General features: G+C 43.4%; 15 protein-coding genes. All 15 read right to left on the bottom strand.

Features of this window, described 5'->3' with window-relative positions:
- Positions 1 to 397 precede the first annotated feature (397 nt).
- Positions 398 to 1495: an endonuclease/exonuclease/phosphatase family protein gene (locus tag WMO25_RS04580; RefSeq protein ID WP_349084295.1), complete on the bottom strand. Its 1098-nt coding sequence runs from the start codon at positions 1493 to 1495 to the stop codon at positions 398 to 400.
- 43 nt (positions 1496 to 1538) lie between these two features.
- A complete protein-coding gene (locus WMO25_RS04575; RefSeq protein WP_349084294.1) occupies positions 1539 to 2366 on the bottom strand; it encodes a 4Fe-4S binding protein in 828 nt (275 codons plus the stop codon).
- Between the two features lie 18 nt (positions 2367 to 2384).
- Positions 2385 to 2879 carry an NAD(+) diphosphatase gene (locus tag WMO25_RS04570; protein WP_117538534.1) on the bottom strand — a complete coding sequence of 165 codons (495 nt, stop codon included), beginning with the start codon at positions 2877 to 2879 and terminating at the stop codon, positions 2385 to 2387.
- Between the two features lie 123 nt (positions 2880 to 3002).
- Positions 3003 to 4388 (bottom strand): DNA repair protein RadA, encoded by a 1386-nt coding sequence (radA, locus tag WMO25_RS04565; RefSeq protein ID WP_349084293.1) that lies wholly within the window; start codon positions 4386 to 4388, stop codon positions 3003 to 3005.
- Positions 4389 to 4574: 186 nt separating this feature from the next.
- The gene (locus tag WMO25_RS04560) at positions 4575 to 4985 is read right to left on the bottom strand and encodes a hypothetical protein (protein WP_015515490.1); all 411 of its coding nucleotides are present in this window, start codon (positions 4983 to 4985) and stop codon (positions 4575 to 4577) included.
- Between the two features lie 117 nt (positions 4986 to 5102).
- On the bottom strand, positions 5103 to 7547 hold the full coding sequence (locus WMO25_RS04555) for an ATP-dependent Clp protease ATP-binding subunit (RefSeq protein ID WP_349084292.1): 2445 nt from the start codon (positions 7545 to 7547) through the stop codon (positions 5103 to 5105).
- Positions 7548 to 7584: 37 nt separating this feature from the next.
- Entirely contained in the window at positions 7585 to 8640 is a 1056-nt protein-coding gene (locus tag WMO25_RS04550; RefSeq protein WP_349084291.1) for a hypothetical protein, read from the bottom strand.
- Complete coding sequence (locus WMO25_RS04545) at positions 8633 to 9238, bottom strand: UvrB/UvrC motif-containing protein (RefSeq protein ID WP_349084290.1); 606 nt, start codon at positions 9236 to 9238, stop codon at positions 8633 to 8635. The genes WMO25_RS04550 and WMO25_RS04545 overlap by 8 nt, the downstream gene beginning before the upstream one ends.
- A 3-nt stretch (positions 9239 to 9241) precedes the next feature.
- Positions 9242 to 9637 (bottom strand): GntR family transcriptional regulator, encoded by a 396-nt coding sequence (locus WMO25_RS04540; RefSeq protein WP_015515486.1) that lies wholly within the window; start codon positions 9635 to 9637, stop codon positions 9242 to 9244.
- Between the two features lie 146 nt (positions 9638 to 9783).
- Positions 9784 to 11121: an oligosaccharide flippase family protein gene (locus tag WMO25_RS04535; protein WP_349084289.1), complete on the bottom strand. Its 1338-nt coding sequence runs from the start codon at positions 11119 to 11121 to the stop codon at positions 9784 to 9786.
- Between the two features lie 62 nt (positions 11122 to 11183).
- Complete coding sequence (gene rlmH / locus WMO25_RS04530) at positions 11184 to 11663, bottom strand: 23S rRNA (pseudouridine(1915)-N(3))-methyltransferase RlmH (RefSeq protein ID WP_015515482.1); 480 nt, start codon at positions 11661 to 11663, stop codon at positions 11184 to 11186.
- Entirely contained in the window at positions 11660 to 12958 is a 1299-nt protein-coding gene (locus WMO25_RS04525) for a M16 family metallopeptidase (protein WP_349084287.1), read from the bottom strand. The genes rlmH and WMO25_RS04525 overlap by 4 nt, the downstream gene beginning before the upstream one ends.
- A gap of 199 nt (positions 12959 to 13157) precedes the next feature.
- The gene (gene nifJ / locus WMO25_RS04520) at positions 13158 to 16670 is read right to left on the bottom strand and encodes a pyruvate:ferredoxin (flavodoxin) oxidoreductase (RefSeq protein WP_349084286.1); all 3513 of its coding nucleotides are present in this window, start codon (positions 16668 to 16670) and stop codon (positions 13158 to 13160) included.
- A 144-nt stretch (positions 16671 to 16814) separates the two neighbouring features.
- Positions 16815 to 17885 (bottom strand): hypothetical protein, encoded by a 1071-nt coding sequence (locus WMO25_RS04515; RefSeq protein WP_349084285.1) that lies wholly within the window; start codon positions 17883 to 17885, stop codon positions 16815 to 16817.
- 258 nt (positions 17886 to 18143) lie between these two features.
- A partial coding sequence (locus WMO25_RS04510) for a polyribonucleotide nucleotidyltransferase (RefSeq protein WP_349084284.1) occupies positions 18144 to 19131 on the bottom strand: 988 nt, incomplete at its 5' end.

The raw sequence follows: 19131 nt of genomic DNA, 5'->3' as shown, positions 1-19131 counted from the left end.
TTTTACTTTGGTTTGTGTTCTTAAAAATTCTTTTTAGGAATTTTCGGGATTGTTTTGTTGTTCAGTTATCAAAGTTCATGCATCGCTCATCAAGCGACTTGTTTATTCTACCAGATGTCCAAGTGTTTGTCAACAACTTTTTTAATTTTTCTAATAAGTTATTTTCAAACTACTTATGAATCTGTACTGTTTCGCGTTGTTCCCGCTGACAGCTTATATATAATATCACCTCTTCCATTATCTGTCAACAACTTTTTTACAATAATCAGTTATCTTATGAACCTCTTTTTTATAACTCTTTTTTACAATAATCAGTTATTTATTATGTCAAATGTCAAAAGACTGATTATCTTTCACTTTGAAAAAGAAAATCAGCCTCATGCTGTACAACTCTGTATTATTTTAATTTGAATTCCATGTAAACAGGGTCATGGTCTGAATAGCTATATCCTGTATCCACATTCTCATATGTCAGACATTCGATATTATCCGACACAATAAAACCATCTAATGTGACGGTATATGTTACATCCGGCACATATGCCATATCTGCATTTCTGGCACTGTTCCACATAGCATTGCATTCTTCCTCACTTAAAGCATCAATACAAAATGAGAAATGCTCCGGAAGTGCTTCCCTCGGAAATGGATACGCCCATGATTCATGTTCTTCCTCATCACCATCAGAAGCCTTCAGATCATGATTAAAATCGCCGCCGCATAATACATAGTTGCCGACTTCATATTCTTTCTGCATATCCGCACTGAGCATGGCAATCTGTCCTTCGCGAATTGCATCACTGTTGCCGTATGCTGACATATGTAAGGCAAAAACAACAAGTTCCTTGCCATTGTCTACCGGCACCCTTGAAATACTGTAACATCTGTCCAGATCTAAGAATTTGCTGAAGGATGTCGATATCGGCAAGCTTCTTCTCAAAGCGGATGTCACCGGATACTTTGAAAACAATCCGATGCCGGATTTGCTGCTTCCATGCGGCTGTGTAAACGGATAAAAAAGAAATGCCGAATCATAATTCTGCGCAAATACATAGTAATCGTTCGGAAAGCAATTCCTCAGTATATCATATTCATTCACATGATAGCTCCTTGTAGAATCCAGATCGATTTCCTCAATCATCGCAAAATCCGGATTCAAAGATGCTGCCAGATCACCTGCTCCCTGAACAGTATCTAAAACACTGTCTTTGCTTTTGGCCCAGGATGATTTTCCACCATCCATAAAAAAGCTAAAATCCGGTGTATATGCACCAAAACCGATATTGTAAGTTAAGGCACTGTACTGCTCTCCGGTTGTCAGATTCTTCGTCTCCTGCTGCCCACCTTCATCTGAAGTCTCCACCTGTAAAGCCAGATTATCCTCAATTCTGTGATAGCTTATAACAAGATAAAGCAGATAAATCACTAAAATAAGAATTACTGCCAGCAAGATTATACCTGCTGTTTTTAAAATTCTCTTTGCTATTTCATTCATTTCTTCGACCCGTACCTATTCTAAAATCTATGTATTCTAAATTCTACAAATACCAATTATTATCCTTAGGTTGTCCAGCAAAATTCTCTTCCAGCATTCTGATATGACTGATCAGCGATGGATCATCAAAGAATCTTGCTCCTGTTGGACATTTGCGGACACAGGCGTGACATTTGATACAAACTCCCGTCACTTCTTCAACATTCTCTCTTGAAATGCTTCCCATTGGACAGACTTCAGCACATATCTTGCAACGCGTACATATCTCATTATGTACTTTTGGCTTTGCTTTCAAGAAGTTGGCCGGTGTACCATCTGCCTCAAGGGGCTTATAATAATGCCCAACCGGGTTGCTTCCCGGAAGTCTAAGATCATTATAGTTCTCCGGTTGTGTCATGATCTTATGGACCACATCCGCGCCAAACTGTCCGGCTGCCTTCAAATCTTCTGTTCCCGGTCTGCCTGCCGATAAAATATCCGACATGACATGCCGAGTCACAGCACTTCCCGCGCCATATACCTTAAAACCATTCTCCTGCAGCAGCAGATAGGCCTCCATGACGGAATGATCAATACTCCTGCCGCCGTAAGTCATCACAATCGCAGCTGAAGTGCCATGTCCGCAAATTCTGTCCCGAATAAAAGGCATGATTTTGTTTGGAATTCGTCCAGCATACGTCGGACATCCCAAAATAACCAAATCTTCCTCCCCAAAGCAAAACGGATGCTCTCTCTTGTCCGGAAGCGTAAAATCACACGCATGAATCTCGCCACTCTTCAGCACCCCTGCTGCACCTTCAGCTACTGCCATCGTTACCTGCTCCGTCTTTCCCGACGGACTGAAATAAACCGCCCAAATATGTTTTATCATCTGTCCCCACTCCCCGTTTTATTTTACTAAATGATCCAGATAATGAAGCAAAAATCTCTCTGCCAGTGAATTCTTCTTGATATTGGCTCTTGCTTCATCAAATGTAAACCACTTGAAATTGTCTACTTCTTCATTGACCTTCAAATCTTCCGGATGCTCGATCATACATGCAAAATTCACCATCAGTGTATTAGATGGTTCAAAGAAAGAAGTCTTATTGAATTGCAAACGATCCACCGTCATACCTGTTTCTTCAAATACTTCTCTCTTCACCGCTGCCTCAGCATCTTCCCCGCGTGAAATATAACCTGCTACAAGAATGTAATCCGGTCTGCCATACTGCTTAATCAATAAAATCTTCTGATTCTTCACATCTATGCAGATCATACTGACTGCCGTATTGAAAATCGGAAAACGAAACTGGTTACATTGACTGCAGAAAGGGATCTCCCCTTCATTCTCAAGGTGGCGTAATTCAAGCTTTGTACCACACTCCATACAATAATTCATCATTGGTTTATCCTCCAAAATAATCTGGAAATTCTTACTGAATTTCTTTATATTAATTATACAAATACTCCGACATAAACACAAGAAAAACGTCATAGACATCTTCACTGTCCATATCTTCAAAATCTATTCTGATACCCTGCCTGTGCATATAAAATCATATAAATCCTTGACATTTCTAATGCCAATAACCCGAATACCGGTATTGCTCCTGATGTACTTCATATTACTCTGAGGAATGCAGCATACTTTAAATCCCAGTTTCTCTGCTTCCCGTACTCTTTGTTCTGCCTGACTGACAGCTCTTACCTCTCCTGTCAATCCCACTTCACCAAAAATCATCGTATCCGATTCAACGGCTGCATTGCGATAACTGGAGATAACAGCTGCTACAATCGCCAAATCAATGGCCGGTTCATTCAGACGCATGCCGCCGGCCAGATTGATATAGGCATCACAGCCGGCCAGTTTGAGTCCCAAACGTTTCTCCAACACTGCCAGCAAAAGATTCACTCTGTTATAGTCCGTACCAGCAGCTGTACGCCTCGGAATCTGAAAATTCGTCTGACAGACAAGAGCCTGCACCTCCAGCATCAGCGGTCTTGTACCTTCCATGGCACACGCCACAACCGACCCTGCTGTACCTTCCGGTCGACCGCTGAGCATAAATTCCGACGGATTCTTCACTTCTGTCAATCCCTCACTGCACATCTCAAATACACCAATCTCATTGGTAGAGCCAAATCGATTCTTCACAGCCCGAAGCAGTCGATATGAAGCATGTCGGTCACCTTCAAAATACAGAACCGTATCCACCATATGTTCAAGCACACGCGGTCCTGCAACCACCCCTTCCTTTGTCACATGTCCGACAATAAAAATCGCAATATTCTCCCGCTTAGCAAGCTGCATCAGTACACTGGTAGCTTCTCTGACCTGGCTGACACTTCCGGCTCCGGAACTGATAGCTTCACGATACATTGTCTGAATGGAGTCGATGATCACCACTTCTGGTTTATACTTCAGAATCGTCTCCTGTATCACATCCAGATTCGTCTCACACAGCATCGCCAGATCATTCTTAAACACCCCTAGACGATCTGCACGCAGCCTGATCTGCTGCAGTGATTCCTCTCCTGACACATAAACTGTCCGACAGCTCTGTTCTGACAGACATCTGCTCATCTGAAGCAATAATGTGGATTTGCCGATACCCGGATCACCGCCGACTAACACAAGGGATCCCGGCACAATACCACCACCAAGGACTCTGTCAAATTCCGAAATTCCTGTTGGTCTGCGCTTCTCATCACTTGAATGAACCGATGACAGCAGCACCGGTTCGGAAGCTTTTGCCTGATATCTAATACCGCCGGAAGCCGTACTCCCCTTTCCAATGGTTGGTTCCTCAACAAAGGTATTCCATGCTTTGCAGGCGGGACACTGTCCCAGCCATTTAGCTGATTCGTATCCGCATTCCTGACAAAAAAATATATTCTTGCTCTTAGCCATTTAACTACTCCCGCTTCCTATAACCCTACTTCTTATCCAAAACTTTCTGTACTCACAACCCATTCTGAGTCTCTATCATCTCAAAAAACGAAAAGATACTGCAATTTCACGCATTGTGTCATCTGCAGTATCTTTTGTTCACTTAATGAATGGTCTATTGCGAAGAATCTTCCTTCTCTCCGCTATCTACACTCTGACAACCTTCACATGCTTCTGTGCAGATCCCAGTTCAACACTCAATACAAGCTTGCCACCAAGATTCGTTGTCATGCGTCCGATATTCACATCATCCACAAAAACTTCATATTCCTGTTCAGCTTCCAGTTCCAGTGTAATCTGCGTATCTTCAAAGCCTTCGACTTCAAATTCCGTTCTGACATCCGTTTCTTCGAAATCGAATACAGATGTTCCCGGTACAGATTCATATACAAATAATTCGTTCTTCTCAAGCTTCGTAATGTCACGGTATGTCTTCACCTTGTACATATCACCATGAAACTCGAAATCAGAGACCTTCTTCTTGGCATTCAGTGTATAATCACCAAAGCTTAAGCCATTTTCGTTCTCAACACGAATTAATTCTTCAACAACTGTCATGTCCTTATCCTCCAGTCACATACATCTCTGTGTATGTTTATCACTTGTTCATAATTCAGGTAAAACTGCCTGCCATCCTATTATACATGAAAATAGGCCGCATGACCAGAGTCTTTATTATTTTCTAACAAATTTAATATGATTTTCATTCATTTCAAGTGCAACGGTATCTCCCTGGACAAACTTGCCATCCAGATATTCTTCTGCCATGGCATCTTCAATCTCATTCTGGATCACCCTTCTGAGCGGACGTGCACCATAATTCTCATCAAACCCTTTTTCTGCCAGATGATCGCGGACAGCTTCAGAAACCACCGTTTCAATCCCCAGCTGCTCCTTAATTCTTTTGCTGATTGTCTTCAGCATAATATCTGCTATATCCTTGACATTCTCCTTCGTCAGCGGATGGAAAACAATCGTCTCATCGATACGATTTAAAAACTCCGGTTTAAAAAGGTGTTTCACTTCATCCATGACACCGGCTTTCATCTTCTGATAATCTGCTTCATGTGTATCACCCACTGAAAATCCCAGTTTCTTCGGTGTGACAATATTGGCTGCTCCGGCATTTGAAGTCATGATGATCACTGTATTCTTGAAATCAATTTTTCTTCCCTGAGAATCTGTAATATGACCGTCATCGAGAACTTGCAGAAGAATATTGAAAATATCCGGGTGTGCCTTCTCAATCTCATCAAACAGTAAAACCGAGTAAGGATTCCGTCTGATCTTCTCACTGAGCTGTCCTCCCTCATCATAGCCGACGTATCCCGGAGGTGATCCAATAAGTTTAGACACACTGTGTTTCTCCATGTATTCTGACATATCAACCCGAATCATGGCATCCTCCTTGCCGAACATTGCCTCTGCCAGCGCCTTGGACAATTCCGTTTTGCCGACACCTGTAGGTCCCAGGAACAAGAATGAACCAATCGGGCGCTTCGGATCTTTCAGACCGACTCTGCCACGTCGGATGGCTTTGGCCACTGCACTTACGGCTTCCTCCTGACCGATCACACGTTCATGCAGAATCGATTCAAGTTTTCTCAGGCGTTCTGACTCTTCTTCTTCAAGCTTTCTGACCGGGATTTTGGTCCAACTGGCCACAATGTCTGCTACTTCGTTCTCTCCAACGATCAACTGCTCGCTGCTGCGAACCTTTTCCCACTCGCTGTTAAGGCGGATCATCTCATCATTTAATTCCTTCTGCATCTTCTTGATCTCACTGGCCCGTTCATAGGCTTCATCCTTAATAGCCTGCTCTTTCTCTTCCTCAAGTTCCGCTACCTTTTTCTCTAATTCTTTTACTTTTGGGGATGATGTGTAAGAGCTCAGTCTTACCTTGGAGCACGCTTCATCGATCAGATCAATGGCCTTATCCGGAAGAAAACGATCATTGATATACCTTGCAGACAAATGAACAGCTGCCTCCAGAGCCTCATCTGTAATGGTCACGTGATGATGATTCTCATACGCCCCCTTCAGACCGATCAGAATCTCAATGGCTTCCTCCTCAGATGGTTCCTCCACCATTACCGGCTGAAAACGACGTTCAAGGGCCGCATCCTTCTCAATATGCTTCCTATATTCTTCAATGGTCGTGGCACCGATAATCTGCAGTTCACCTCTGGCCAGTGACGGTTTCAGGATATTGGCCGCATCAATGGCACCTTCCGCACCGCCGGCACCGATAATCGTGTGAATTTCGTCGATGAAAAGCAAAATATTGCCATCTTCTTTGACTTCATTGATCACGCGTTTAATGCGCTCTTCAAATTCACCCCGGTACTTTGAACCGGCCACCATGCCGGAAATATCCAGTGTCAGAACCCGCTTGTCCTTGATTGTCTCAGGTACATTGCCGCTGATAATCTTCTGTGCCAGTCCTTCCGCAACAGCGGTTTTGCCAACACCAGGCTCACCAATCAGGCAAGGATTGTTCTTCGTTCTTCTGGAAAGTATCTGAATCACCCGCTGAATCTCATCATGACGTCCAATCACCGGATCCAGTTTGCCCTCTCTGGCATAGGCCGTCAGATCTCTGCTGTACTGATCAACCATTAAAGGTTCATTCTTTCTCCGCGACTTGCCCTTGGCCGACGGCATATCTGCCTTCGCTGCCCTGGCATCCATACCGATACCAAGTACAATATCCTGATAAACCTTCTGGGCCTGCACACCAAGGGAATATAACAGCTGTGCCGCAACACAATCTGTTTCTCTTAATATGGCAATCAAAAGATGTTCCGTTCCTATGGCCGAAGCTCTGAACCGCATGGCTTCACGGTTAGCGATCTCCAGAATACGGCGGCTTCGCGGTGTGTATTCTTCCGGCTCTGCCACCATTGTCTGACTGCCCTGAATCAGCTGACTGACCATGTGCAATACCTTCTCCTCTGTCACATCATGATCTTCCAGCACCTGGCATGCCAGTCCCTCTTTCTCTCGCAGCAATCCAATCAGAATATGTTCTGTTCCGATATAACTGTGATTCAGTTCTGATGCAACCTCCTTTGAATAATGCATCACATTGGCTGCCATTTGTGTAAATCTATATTGCATAAAAATAAAAGCCTCCTGTTGTACATTTTATCTCTCACTAAGAAGAAACTGCTTCTGATGCATCAAGCACCGGCAAATTCCTCCGAATATAATCTGCCCGGACCCTCCCGCGCTCACTGCTGCTGATATTCTTCTCAGCACTTGCTGACAAAACAGCATCCGCCATATTCAGCATAACAGCAAAAGGGCATATCTCTGCCTGTTCCGGCCAAATATGATACAGATCACCGGCATGGAGTAGCGACAGACAGGCCATGGTCTCATCATATCCAAGCTTTCTGGCATACTTGATCAAACCATAGGCACGATACATGGGATCCACCTGACTCAGACGGTCCTCGTTGAAACACTGTCTGGCAAGTGCCTCCTCCTGCTCCGCCAACTGCCCCGCCAGATGTTCCAGTGCAGAAGTGATCTCGCTTTCAGAAAGGCCCAGAGTCTTTCTGTTGCGCATCCTGTAAACACTGCCCGGTGCCTCTGTCTGCCCATCAAAATGCGGTCTCAGTGTAAATCCATACTGACTGATCTGTTTCTCTATCTGATGCATCACGGATTTCTTCTCCAGATACGGCAGATGCAGCAGATATGATGCAGACATTCCTGTTCCCATATAAAGTGGACTGGAAGTCAGATAGCCATACTTCTTACTGAAGGCATATTTCAAATACTGATTCAGACAATCATCCACCTGCCCCGCCAGTGCCATGGCTTCCTGTATATGATTGCCTGGACAGGATACCTGTATACAAAGATGTTCCTTGCCATTGACAAGTACCGAAATGGATTCATCCTCTGATATAAGGATTCCCGCTTCATGGCCCTTTTCAAACATCTGCGGCGGAATGGCCAATTTCCCGATCAATGCCTGCTGCTCGTAATCTCTGACCTCAGAAAAGTTAATAAACACAAACTTCTTCTGAAGAACCTCTTCTGATTGACGTACCGCATAACACACGGCTGCCATCAGGGCATTCTGTTCTTCCTCGTTCATCTTCGCTTCAAAAGGATACCCCATAATATTGCGGACCAGGTATACCTGACCGCCTATAATCGGTCCCTGATTGCACGCTTCCATTTCATACCATTTACGCATGTTCATCCGCCTCTTTTCTGCCGGCTCTGATTATATCACGGATTCTGGCCGCCTCTTCATATTCTTCCTTCGCCACAGCCCGCTTCAATGCCGCCCGGAGTTCTTCCTCTGTTGAACCGGCATCTACTGTAAATGCGATGTCCTGTTCAACATCCTTCATCTCAGCGTGATCAGCATCTGCTGTGATCGACGGGATATGTACCGTCTCCCCGCCATAAAGCGGTTCCTTACCTGTATGTTCACAATTGCCCTGTATCTTCTTCAGATAACCATCCAATACAAAGTTGAATGTCTTATAACAATCCGGACACCCAAAGGTACCATATTTCAAAAATTCATTATATGTCATATGGCAGGACGGACAAACAAGATTCGTCTTCTTCAGATTCTCTTCATCATCTGTCTCCTGGCGCTTTCCAAGGACACTTGCCAGTAAATTCGCCAAAAATGATGTATCCGTCAAAGAAACAAATGAATGATCCATGCCGGTCTCCTTGGCCGCACAGGCCTCACACAAATGTAGTTCCTTCTTCTCGCCATTAATAATCTCTGTATAAAAAACGATCGCCTCGTTCTCATGACATCCATCACAAAGCATACGCTATCCCTCCTCCGGATAATTCGCCGGCTGTTCATAATAATCATAGATCATATCGATCATCTCATGCACTTCATCTCTTGTAATTCCCTTGCACATGGCACCTGCCAGCATCACCTGCAGATCTCTGAGCAATTTATTGCGCGCCGATGCCTTATTGCAGTCTATGGCTATAACAGCACCTTTCCTCCGGTCCAGCTTCACATAGCCTTCCTGTCTCAATACCGTATATGCCTTATTCACTGTATGCATGTTGATACCCACACGGTCAGCCAGTTGTCTCACCGACGGCAGCGAATCCCCCGCCGAAAGCTGAGACGTGGCGATACCGATGACGATCTGATTACGCAGCTGTATATACAAGGCTTCATCACTGTTAAAATCTATCTCCAGTATCATATGCTCACCTTCTCTTATGATTATATTATATTCTGTTCAGGCCTCATCTGTGAGTCCTGAAGGACGGACAGCATCTCCTGCACCTTTTGTCTGGCATCAAACATTGTCCATCTGTTATACATATTGTAACACAGATATCATAAAAATCAATCTCTTTTTGCACTACTTATTCTTCCCACAATCTGATACAGACGAACCGCGGCGATAACCGTTACTGCTGCATTGGCCCAAAATACACCTGCAATATAACCATAAATCCCCATTTTGGGCATCATGACAACCACACCGAACAACCGGATACCCGAAGCAATCACATGATGCAGCAATGTTTCGTTCATTTTTCCAAGCCCATTTAGCGCACCTGCTAACAAAGACTGAATGTACATAAGCGGACAGAGAATCGCAAAAGACTGTATGTATCCCCCTGCCTCAATATCGTTAAAAAGCAGACTGCCAATCTGATTACCGCAGCCCCCAAAAACTAACCCTGAAAAAAGCCCCAGAAGCAGACAATATTCCAGGCTTTTCTTAATTGCTCCCGACACTGCCCGGTAATCATGAACTTCCTCTGCCTCCGCTACTGCCGGCAGCAAAAGTGATGCCATTGCATTGGTCACTGTATTTGGAAACAGAATAACCGGCAGCACAATGCCCGTAACAATGCCAAACACAGACAGTGCACTTTCTGTATCTCCATAATATTTTGCCAGCATCACAGGCATCAGAATCATTTCTGTACTTTGCAGTAATGTCACTGATACTCTGTTAGCTGTCAGAAGACCGCCATACTGCCACAATTGTCGGAGGATTTTTCTGATCGGCTCCCCGCTCCCTGATCCCCCATTTTGACTTCGAATACTAAATCGATAACAAATCCAAGTTAAAAAGCAGGAAAATATTTCCCCCGCTGCCAATCCCCAGACCGCAACAGAAGCATCCATTTTTCCCTTTTGGTACATCATTGCACCCAGTAGATAAATGGTCACAACTCTGACAACCTGCTCTAAAAGCTGCGTCACTGCCGGAACTGCAGTATGTCTGATACCATAAAAATAACCGCCGACACAAGTATGTACTGCTGCAAAAGGAATGGCAATTGCCATAATCACCAGATATTCCCGACAACTGATATCCTTTAAAATCCACCGACTGATAGGCTCAGAAAAAGCAATAACACAGCCGCTGATCAGTAATGCTACAATCAGCGACATAATCCCAGCCGATTTTATTGTCTGTCTGATTGCCTTTTTCTTGCCTGTGCCGTGATAAGCCGCCACCATTTTCGACACGGCCACCTGTATCCCCGCGCAGCTGACTGCCATACAAAACATAAAAATCGGAAATATCAGCTGATAACGCCCCAGTTCTGCATTGGATATCAAATTTGCCAGATAAACCCTGTTAAAAAAGCCAAGCAGCCGGGCTGCAAACCCGGCTGCTGTTAATATCAGAGTTCCTTTAATCAGTTCTCTTTTTACTGACATGACCGGCACCATCCATTTTTTATCTATTCTATGAATGATGGCCTAAATCATGTCTTGTTATTTTATTTATGGTAAGGTTCATGATTAATAATTCGATAGCTCCGATAAATCTGCTCCAGCAAAATGACACGCATCAGCTGATGCGGAAATGTCATTGGTGAAAAACTAAGTTTTTCATCGGCACGGTTTAAAACTGCCGGAGCCAAACCAAGAGAACCGCCGATGACAAAAGTCAAATGACTTTCACCGCCGATTCCAAGCTTCTCAATTCTCGCCGCCAGTTCCTCGGAACTGCGCATTTTCCCTTCAATGGCCAGAGCGATCACATAACTATCGTCTTTAATCGACTTTAAGATACGTTCACCCTCTTTTTCCTTAATCTGCAGTTCCAGGGCTTCACTGGCTTTGTCCGGTGTCTTCTCATCAGCCACTTCGATGATTTCTAATTTACAATAACGGCTTAACCGCTTACTATATTCTGCAATGGCCTGTACAAAAAATTTTTCTTTGATTTTACCGACTGTTACTAATGTAATTCTCATGCTTTCTCCGTTCTGTATGTCATCCAGAGTTCTTCCATTTCTTCTCTCGGCAATTTTTTCAAATCTCCCACCAATGAAAGGCTCATCTGACTCAGATCAAAATGTTTATAAACAAAGGCCCGTACTTCTTCAACCGTTACCTGCCCTATCTTTTCTGCCGCTTCTTCCACAGTCTCTATCGTTTCCCCATGAATATAGGATTTACCGTAATTGCTGATTCTATTGTACGTGCTCTCATCCGATATAATCAGGTCTGTTTTCACGGATTCCTTCACAATATACAGCTCCCGATCAGATACCAGCTCTTTTTTCAACTTCTGAATAATATCCACAACCGCTTTCAATACCGGCCTGACCTGATTCGGATGAACCGCCGCATAAATATGAAAAAGTCCGCCTTTTTCATAGGAACTGCCATAAGAATAAATGGCATAGCTTAATCCCATTTCTTCACGAATTGTCTGAAAAAGTCTTGAGTTCACATTACCGCCCAGCAGACTGTTGACAACACTGAGTATGTATCTCTCCGGATCATAATAATCCAGAGATTCAAAGGCTATAATCATATGCACCTGTTCCACATCCTTATGCTGCATATAGAGGGATGGATAGTATTTTGCCTTTGCAATCCGCACATTGGCTTCCAAAAGCGAGACTTTATCCCCCGGCGCAATGCCTCCAAAACAATTCTCCAGTGCTTCAAGGACTCTTGCTTCCTCAAAATAGCCGGATATAGCGATTGTCATTCGATCAGCAGTATAATATTGCTTCATAAAATCCAGCACATCCTGTCTCTTAAAGCCAAGTACTGTCTGCTTATCCCCTGAAATCAGATACCCAAGCGAATGTTCTCTCCAGATTACTTCCTGCAGCCGTTCATGGACAATATCTTCCGGGGAATCATCATACATATCGATTTCCTCGGCAATAACCCCCAGTTCTTTTTTCAGATCATTCTCGTCTATTTTGGAATTAGATAACATATCCCCAAGAATATCTATGGCATAAAAAAGATGCTCATACAGCGTCTTCGTGTAAAAGCATGTATATTCTTTCGTCGTATAGGCATCCATATTCCCGCCGATTTCTGTCATGGCATCTGCCAATTCTCTGGCAGTTCGCTTCTCCGTTCCTTTAAACAACATATGTTCAATCACATGTGCCATGCCATTGGTCTGCTTATTCTCATTGACCGAGCCGGCTTTCACCCAAACACCCATGGATACGGAACGATACTGTGGCATATATTCCATTGCAACCTTCAGTCCATTACTTAAATAAAAGGTCTTAACCATTTCTTCACTCTTTCCAGTATAATTTCATTTATTTAATATACCGATTATACTATATCCTGCCTTTGCACGTAAAGAATTTATTTTTCATTTTTATGCAATAGAAAATTCCTCGGAATTTCCTATTGCATGAAAAAGGCCCCGGTGCCTAAGCACCGGAGCCTGTATATTCATTGACTCTGAAAAATTATCTAACGATGAATTATTCAGCTGCTTTCTTGATGTAGCCAGCGAGTCTGTCTTTAGCATCTGCTTCTGTCTTAGCGTACAGAGCTTCTGCTGTTTCTGGGAAGCCTTTCTTCAGGGATGCATAACGAACTTCGTTCATGATGAATGCTCTGAAGTCGCCCTTAGGTTCTTTAGTAGAATCAAGGATGAATGGATTCTTGCCCTGAGCCTTAAGTTCTGGGTTGAATCTCCAACATGACCAGTAACCGCACTCTACAGCTTCTTTAATTCTTGTCTGAGCACCCTTCATACCGCCCTTGATACCATGGTTGATACATGGAGCGTAAGCGATGATGAGTGATGGACCATGATAAGCTTCAGCTTCTTTAAGAGCTTTGATGAACTGGTTCATGTTAGCGCCCATAGCAACCTGTGCTACGTATACATAACCGTAAGAAGCAGCCATCATACCAAGGTCTTTCTTCTTTGTCTTCTTACCTGAAGCAGCGAATTTAGCAACTGCACCTACAGGAGTAGACTTGGAAGCCTGACCACCAGTATTGGAGTAAACTTCTGTATCTACAACGAATACGTTAACGTCTTCGTTGGAAGCAAGTACGTGATCAAGACCGCCGTAACCGATATCGTAAGCCCAGCCGTCACCACCGAAGATCCACTGTGACTTCTTAACTAAGAGGTCATAGCCTTCAACGATAGCATCACAGATTGCTTTAGCTTCTGCATTGTCACCAGCGTAAGCCTTAGCTGCTGCTAACAGAGCTGCAGATGTAGCCTTAGAAGCTTCGCCTTCTTCCTTAGTATCTAACCAAGCCTGTGCTTCTTCAGCAAGAACACCAAGATCTACAAGACCTTTGATCTTCTTAGCTAATGCTTCTCTACGATGTTTCTGACCCATGAACATACCTAAACCGAATTCAGCATTATCCTCGAACAGTGAGTTACACCATGCAGGACCCTGACCTTTTTCGTTAGTTGTATATGGCATAGATGGAGCAGAACCACCCCAGATAGATGTACAACCTGTTGCATTAGCAACATACATTCTATCACCGAATAACTGAGTTACAAGTTTGATGTAAGGTGTTTCACCACAACCTGCACATGCGCCTGAGAACTCAAGTAATGGTTTTTCAAACTGTGAACCCTTAACTGTGTATTTGTCCATTGGGTTCTCTTTCTGTGGAAGAGCTACTGCATATTCCCAGTTAGGAGCTTCATCGAGCTGTGTTCCAAGTGGAACCATCTCAAGAGCCTTTGTAGGACAGATGTTTACACAGCTGCCGCAACCCAGACAGTCAAGAGGAGATACCTGCATCTTGAACTGATATTTGCCTGCAAGGTTAGCCTTGCCTGGAACAGCACCGAAGTTAGCTGGAGCTGCAGCTGCTTCTTCATCTGTTAACAGAACAGGTCTGATTGTTGCATGAGGGCAAACATATGAACACTGGTTACACTGGATACACTTAGCAGCATCCCATACAGGTACGCTGACAGCAACACCACGTTTTTCGTATGCAGCTGTTCCCAGAGGGAAGTGACCATCTTCTCTGCCGTTGAAAGCAGATACTGGTAAAGCATCGCCGTCGCAAGCGTTCATTGGCATTACAACGTCTCTTACGAAATCTGGAACTTCCTTAACAACAGGAGCGTCATCAGGACATGTAGCCCAGCTTTCTGGAACAGGAACTTCTACGATCTTATCAAGACCAGCATCTACAGCTGCGAAGTTCTTGTTAACAATATCTTCACCCTTCTTACCATAGGACTTAACGATCATTTCCTTCATATACTTAACAGCTGTATCGATAGGAATGATGTTAGCCAGTTTGAAGAATGCAGCCTGAAGAACGGCATTTGTCTTACCATTTAACTTAAGTTCTTTATCAACATCTTCTGCGTTGATGATGTAGAACTTAACGTGTTTCTGAGCTAATTGATGTTTAACCTTGGATGGCAGTTTTTCATCCAGTTCTTCTGGAGACCAAACTGTATTGAAGAGGAATGTACCACCTTCTTTAATATCGCCAAGGATATCATACATATGGATATAAGCCTGATTATGACATGCGATAAAGTCAGCTGTCTTAACAAGGTATGTAGAACGGATAGGTGTCTTACCGAAACGAAGATGTGACTGTGTAACACCACCGGACTTCTTGGAATCATAGTGGAAATATGCCTGAGCATACATATCTGTATGGTCACCGATGATCTTGATAGAGTTCTTGTTAGCACCTACAGTACCATCAGAACCAAGACCCCAGAACTTACAGCTTGTTGTACCAGCTGGAGCAACGTCAACTTCAGGGATGATTGGTAAGGAATGACCTGTAACATCATCAACGATACCGATTGTGAAGTTGTTCTTTGGCTGATCTGCTTTCAGGTTCTCATAGATAGAGATGATGGAACCTGGAGTAACGTCCTTAGAACCAAGGCCGTAACGACCGCCAACGATATCATATGTCTTGCCTTCTTTGAATGCTGCTGCACAGACATCAACATATAATGGTTCGCCGTAACCTGTAACTTCCTTAACTCTATCCATAACAGCAATCTTCTTAACTGTTGCAGGAATAGCTTCGAACAGTTTGTCTGCTCTGAAAGGTCTGTACAGATGTACTTTAACGATACCAACTTTTTCGCCTTTAGCTGTCAGGTAATCGATAACTTCTTCAGCTGCTTCACACATAGAACCCATAGCGATGATAACACGATCAGCATCTGGAGCACCATAGTAGTTGAACAGCTTGTATTCACGACCTGTCATCTCGCTGACTTTAGCCATGTATTCTTCTACGATTTCTGGAAGTGCATCGTAGAACTTGTTGCTTGCTTCACGACCCTGGAAGTAAACATCTGGGTTCTGAGCTGTACCTCTCATAACTGGATGTTCTGGGTTCAGAGCGGATTTTCTGAACTCTGCCAGTGCATCGTAATCTACTAATTTAGCTAATTCATCGTAATCTGTACATTCAACTTTCTGAATCTCATGAGATGTTCTGAAGCCATCAAAGAAATGAAGGAATGGAACTCTGCCTTTGATTGTAGCAAGATGAGCAACTGCAGCCAAGTCCATAACTTCCTGAACGGAGTTAGAACAGAGCATTGCGAAACCTGTCTGACGACATGCCATAACGTCAGAGTGATCGCCGAAGATGTTTAATGCATGATAAGCTAATGCTCTGGCACTTACATGGAATACACAAGGCAATAATTCACCTGCGATCTTATACATGTTAGGGATCATAAGTAATAAGCCCTGGGAAGCTGTATAAGTAGTTGTTAATGCACCTGAAGAAATAGAACCATGAACTGTACCTGAAGCACCTGCCTCAGATTCCATTTCTACTACATCAACAGTCTGACCGAAGATGTTCTTTCTGCCGTTGGCTGCCCAATCGTCAGTTACTTCTGCCATAGGTGAGGATGGTGTGATCGGGAAGATACCAGCAACTTCTGTGAACGCATAAGAAGTCCAAGCAGCAGCTGTGTTACCATCCATAGTTTTCATAACTTTTGCCATGATATTTTTCTCCTTTCTATATATGACCATATCAATAAACACTTTATTGACAGGTAGTCATTCTTCACCATCTATTTTAATACAAGTTGTATAAATCGTCAAGATTATAACCTGCCTATGTTGTTTATTTTTTCACACAATCGCTTAAAAATCCGTACAATCTATACTTAGCCATATCTCACCATCACTGTATTTCGAACCATTGATCACCATGTTGTCGATATCCACGCTGCCATCCCCACTGTCCATCTGTTTAAGAAAATTGTCACACTGCCGCTCCAGTTCTTTTCCGCTCCAATCCGCCTTCGAATCGAGTTTCTGAACCACCATTTTGAGAAATGATTTTATCCTTTCGGTATCTTCCATAGATGCTGTCACCGAATGAATTTTACCGGTTGCACTGTCACTGTAAATTATCACATAGTCATTATATTCCCCGTCAACATTATAATAGGTTGTTTTCTGTAGATAAGACGTTGTCTCCCCATCATATGTATAAATATAGTTATCTTCCGATGACGAATCATCTCCTGATATATCTCTTCCATATTCTGTTCTGGTCCAGGCTTCAATCAATGCCCCCATGTCTTCATCTGTCACATCAAAATGTCCATAACCATTGCATCCATCCGGATACGCAGAAACTTCCTGTTCTGAAAGTTCTCTGTAATATTCCTCTGACGATGTATCAGAACCAATAATTTCATCTGCATCGTCAACCCCCAATTCATCCATCAAATCTTCAATCACATATTGAAAATCACCATTTGTAAAATAATGAATAAGGTGACTTCCGGCAACACCTAACAATGCATTCAAAATAATGATCGCCAATACAACCTTCCCCAGACAGCCTCCGGCCTTGCGCCGTTTAGCTTCCATGTCCGTGCCTGACCTGTCGGTTCTATAAGATCTGCCGGCCTTTTTCTGTATACTGCTGCCATAGACTTCCTCATGGGATGTAGCCTTCTTCCGATTTTTCTGCTTCTTGTCTTCTTTCTTCAGCGCATCCGAAAACCTTCCATAGATGTCATTCCTGTGATCCTTCTGATCATGGCTCACACCATAAGCACAATCTTCCTCTCCCATTCCTCTCTGCTGCGCATTGTAATGAACATCCAGGATCTCCGGACGCCATATAAAAGAATGACAGGTATCGCAGTAATGGGCTTTCTTCATCTCACTATCACATAATGGGCATATCTTTACTTTCATATCTTATTCCTCTCCCCCACTTCCTAACTTGGCTGTTGCATTTTTTATTGCTTTATTGACCGCACTGCCTGTAAAAGTCCTGTTCTTTCATAGTCATCAGGCATTCAGCATGCATAGCTTACTGTTAATTATATCTTACCACACCCTGCACCCTTAAAACAACAAAAGGATACCATTCTGTGGATTTTTATCTCCGCAAAATGATATCCTCTATTTATTGATCATTTATATGCTTTTATAAACATCTGTATCTGCTGATTATTCTGCATCTTTCTTACTGAAGCTGATACGTCCCATCTTGTCTTTACCCATGCATTTAACTTTGATGACATCACCAAGTGTCAGTACATCTTCTACGTGATTTACGCGCTTTTTGTCAAGCTTGGAGATATGAACCATACCCTCTTTGCCAGGTGCAAATTCAAGGAATGCACCGAATTCCTTGATGCTGACAACCTTACCTGTGTAGATACGACCTTCTTCGAAATCAGATACGATCATTGTGATCATATCGATTGCTTTCTGAATGCCGACTTTGTCTACGCCACAGATAGATACAGCACCATCATCTGTGATATCGATCTTCACACCTGTTTCGTCGATGATCTGGTTGATGACTTTCCCCTTCTGACCTACAACATCACCAATCTTGGAAGGATCGATCTTGATCTGCTGGATCTTCGGAGCGAATTCGCCGACTTCCTTACGCGGTTCAGAGATGCAAGGTTCGATAATCTCAGTAAGAATGTACTCTCTTGCCTGCTTTGTTCTTCTGATTGCCTCTTCAACAATCGGACGTGTCAGACCATGAATCTTGATATCCATCTGGATTGCTGTGATGCCATCGTGTGTACCGGCTACTTTGAAGTCCATATCACCGAAGAAATCTTCAAGGCCCTGAATATCTGTGAGTACAAGATAATCATCATCTGTATCGCCAGTTACAAGACCACAGGAGATACCTGCAACAGGTTTCTTAATCGGAACACCGGCAGCCATCAGAGACATAGTGGATGCACAGATGGAAGCCTGTGATGTAGAACCATTGGATTCAAATGTCTCAGATACTGTACGAATAGCATATGGGAACTCTTCTTCTGAAGGAAGAACAGGCACTAATGCTCTCTCAGCCAATGCACCATGACCGATCTCACGACGGCCCGGACCTCTTGAAGGCTTTGTCTCACCCACTGAGTATGATGGGAAGTTATAATGATGCATATAACGTTTGCTTGTCACAAATTCA

This window comes from Coprococcus intestinihominis, from assembly GCF_040096555.1.
In the GTDB taxonomy this organism is placed as follows: domain Bacteria; phylum Bacillota; class Clostridia; order Lachnospirales; family Lachnospiraceae; genus Coprococcus_A; species Coprococcus_A intestinihominis.
The sequence above is the reverse complement of the archived record's forward strand: the minus strand, read 5'-3'. Positions and strand labels throughout refer to the sequence as shown.

Bases quoted from the DNA above. Each gene is read 5' to 3' on its own strand.
- WMO25_RS04580 (WP_349084295.1), bottom strand. From the start codon at position 1,495: ATGAATGAAATAGCAAAGAGAATTTTAAAAACAGCAGGTATAATCTTG.
- WMO25_RS04575 (WP_349084294.1), bottom strand. From the start codon at position 2,366: ATGATAAAACATATTTGGGCGGTTTATTTCAGTCCGTCGGGAAAGACG.
- WMO25_RS04570 (WP_117538534.1), bottom strand. From the start codon at position 2,879: ATGATGAATTATTGTATGGAGTGTGGTACAAAGCTTGAATTACGCCAC.
- radA (WP_349084293.1), bottom strand. From the start codon at position 4,388: ATGGCTAAGAGCAAGAATATATTTTTTTGTCAGGAATGCGGATACGAA.
- WMO25_RS04560 (WP_015515490.1), bottom strand. From the start codon at position 4,985: ATGACAGTTGTTGAAGAATTAATTCGTGTTGAGAACGAAAATGGCTTA.
- WMO25_RS04555 (WP_349084292.1), bottom strand. From the start codon at position 7,547: ATGCAATATAGATTTACACAAATGGCAGCCAATGTGATGCATTATTCA.
- WMO25_RS04550 (WP_349084291.1), bottom strand. From the start codon at position 8,640: ATGCGTAAATGGTATGAAATGGAAGCGTGCAATCAGGGACCGATTATA.
- WMO25_RS04545 (WP_349084290.1), bottom strand. From the start codon at position 9,238: ATGCTTTGTGATGGATGTCATGAGAACGAGGCGATCGTTTTTTATACA.
- WMO25_RS04540 (WP_015515486.1), bottom strand. From the start codon at position 9,637: ATGATACTGGAGATAGATTTTAACAGTGATGAAGCCTTGTATATACAG.
- WMO25_RS04535 (WP_349084289.1), bottom strand. From the start codon at position 11,121: ATGTCAGTAAAAAGAGAACTGATTAAAGGAACTCTGATATTAACAGCA.
- rlmH (WP_015515482.1), bottom strand. From the start codon at position 11,663: ATGAGAATTACATTAGTAACAGTCGGTAAAATCAAAGAAAAATTTTTT.
- WMO25_RS04525 (WP_349084287.1), bottom strand. From the start codon at position 12,958: ATGGTTAAGACCTTTTATTTAAGTAATGGACTGAAGGTTGCAATGGAA.
- nifJ (WP_349084286.1), bottom strand. From the start codon at position 16,670: ATGGCAAAAGTTATGAAAACTATGGATGGTAACACAGCTGCTGCTTGG.
- WMO25_RS04515 (WP_349084285.1), bottom strand. From the start codon at position 17,885: ATGAAAGTAAAGATATGCCCATTATGTGATAGTGAGATGAAGAAAGCC.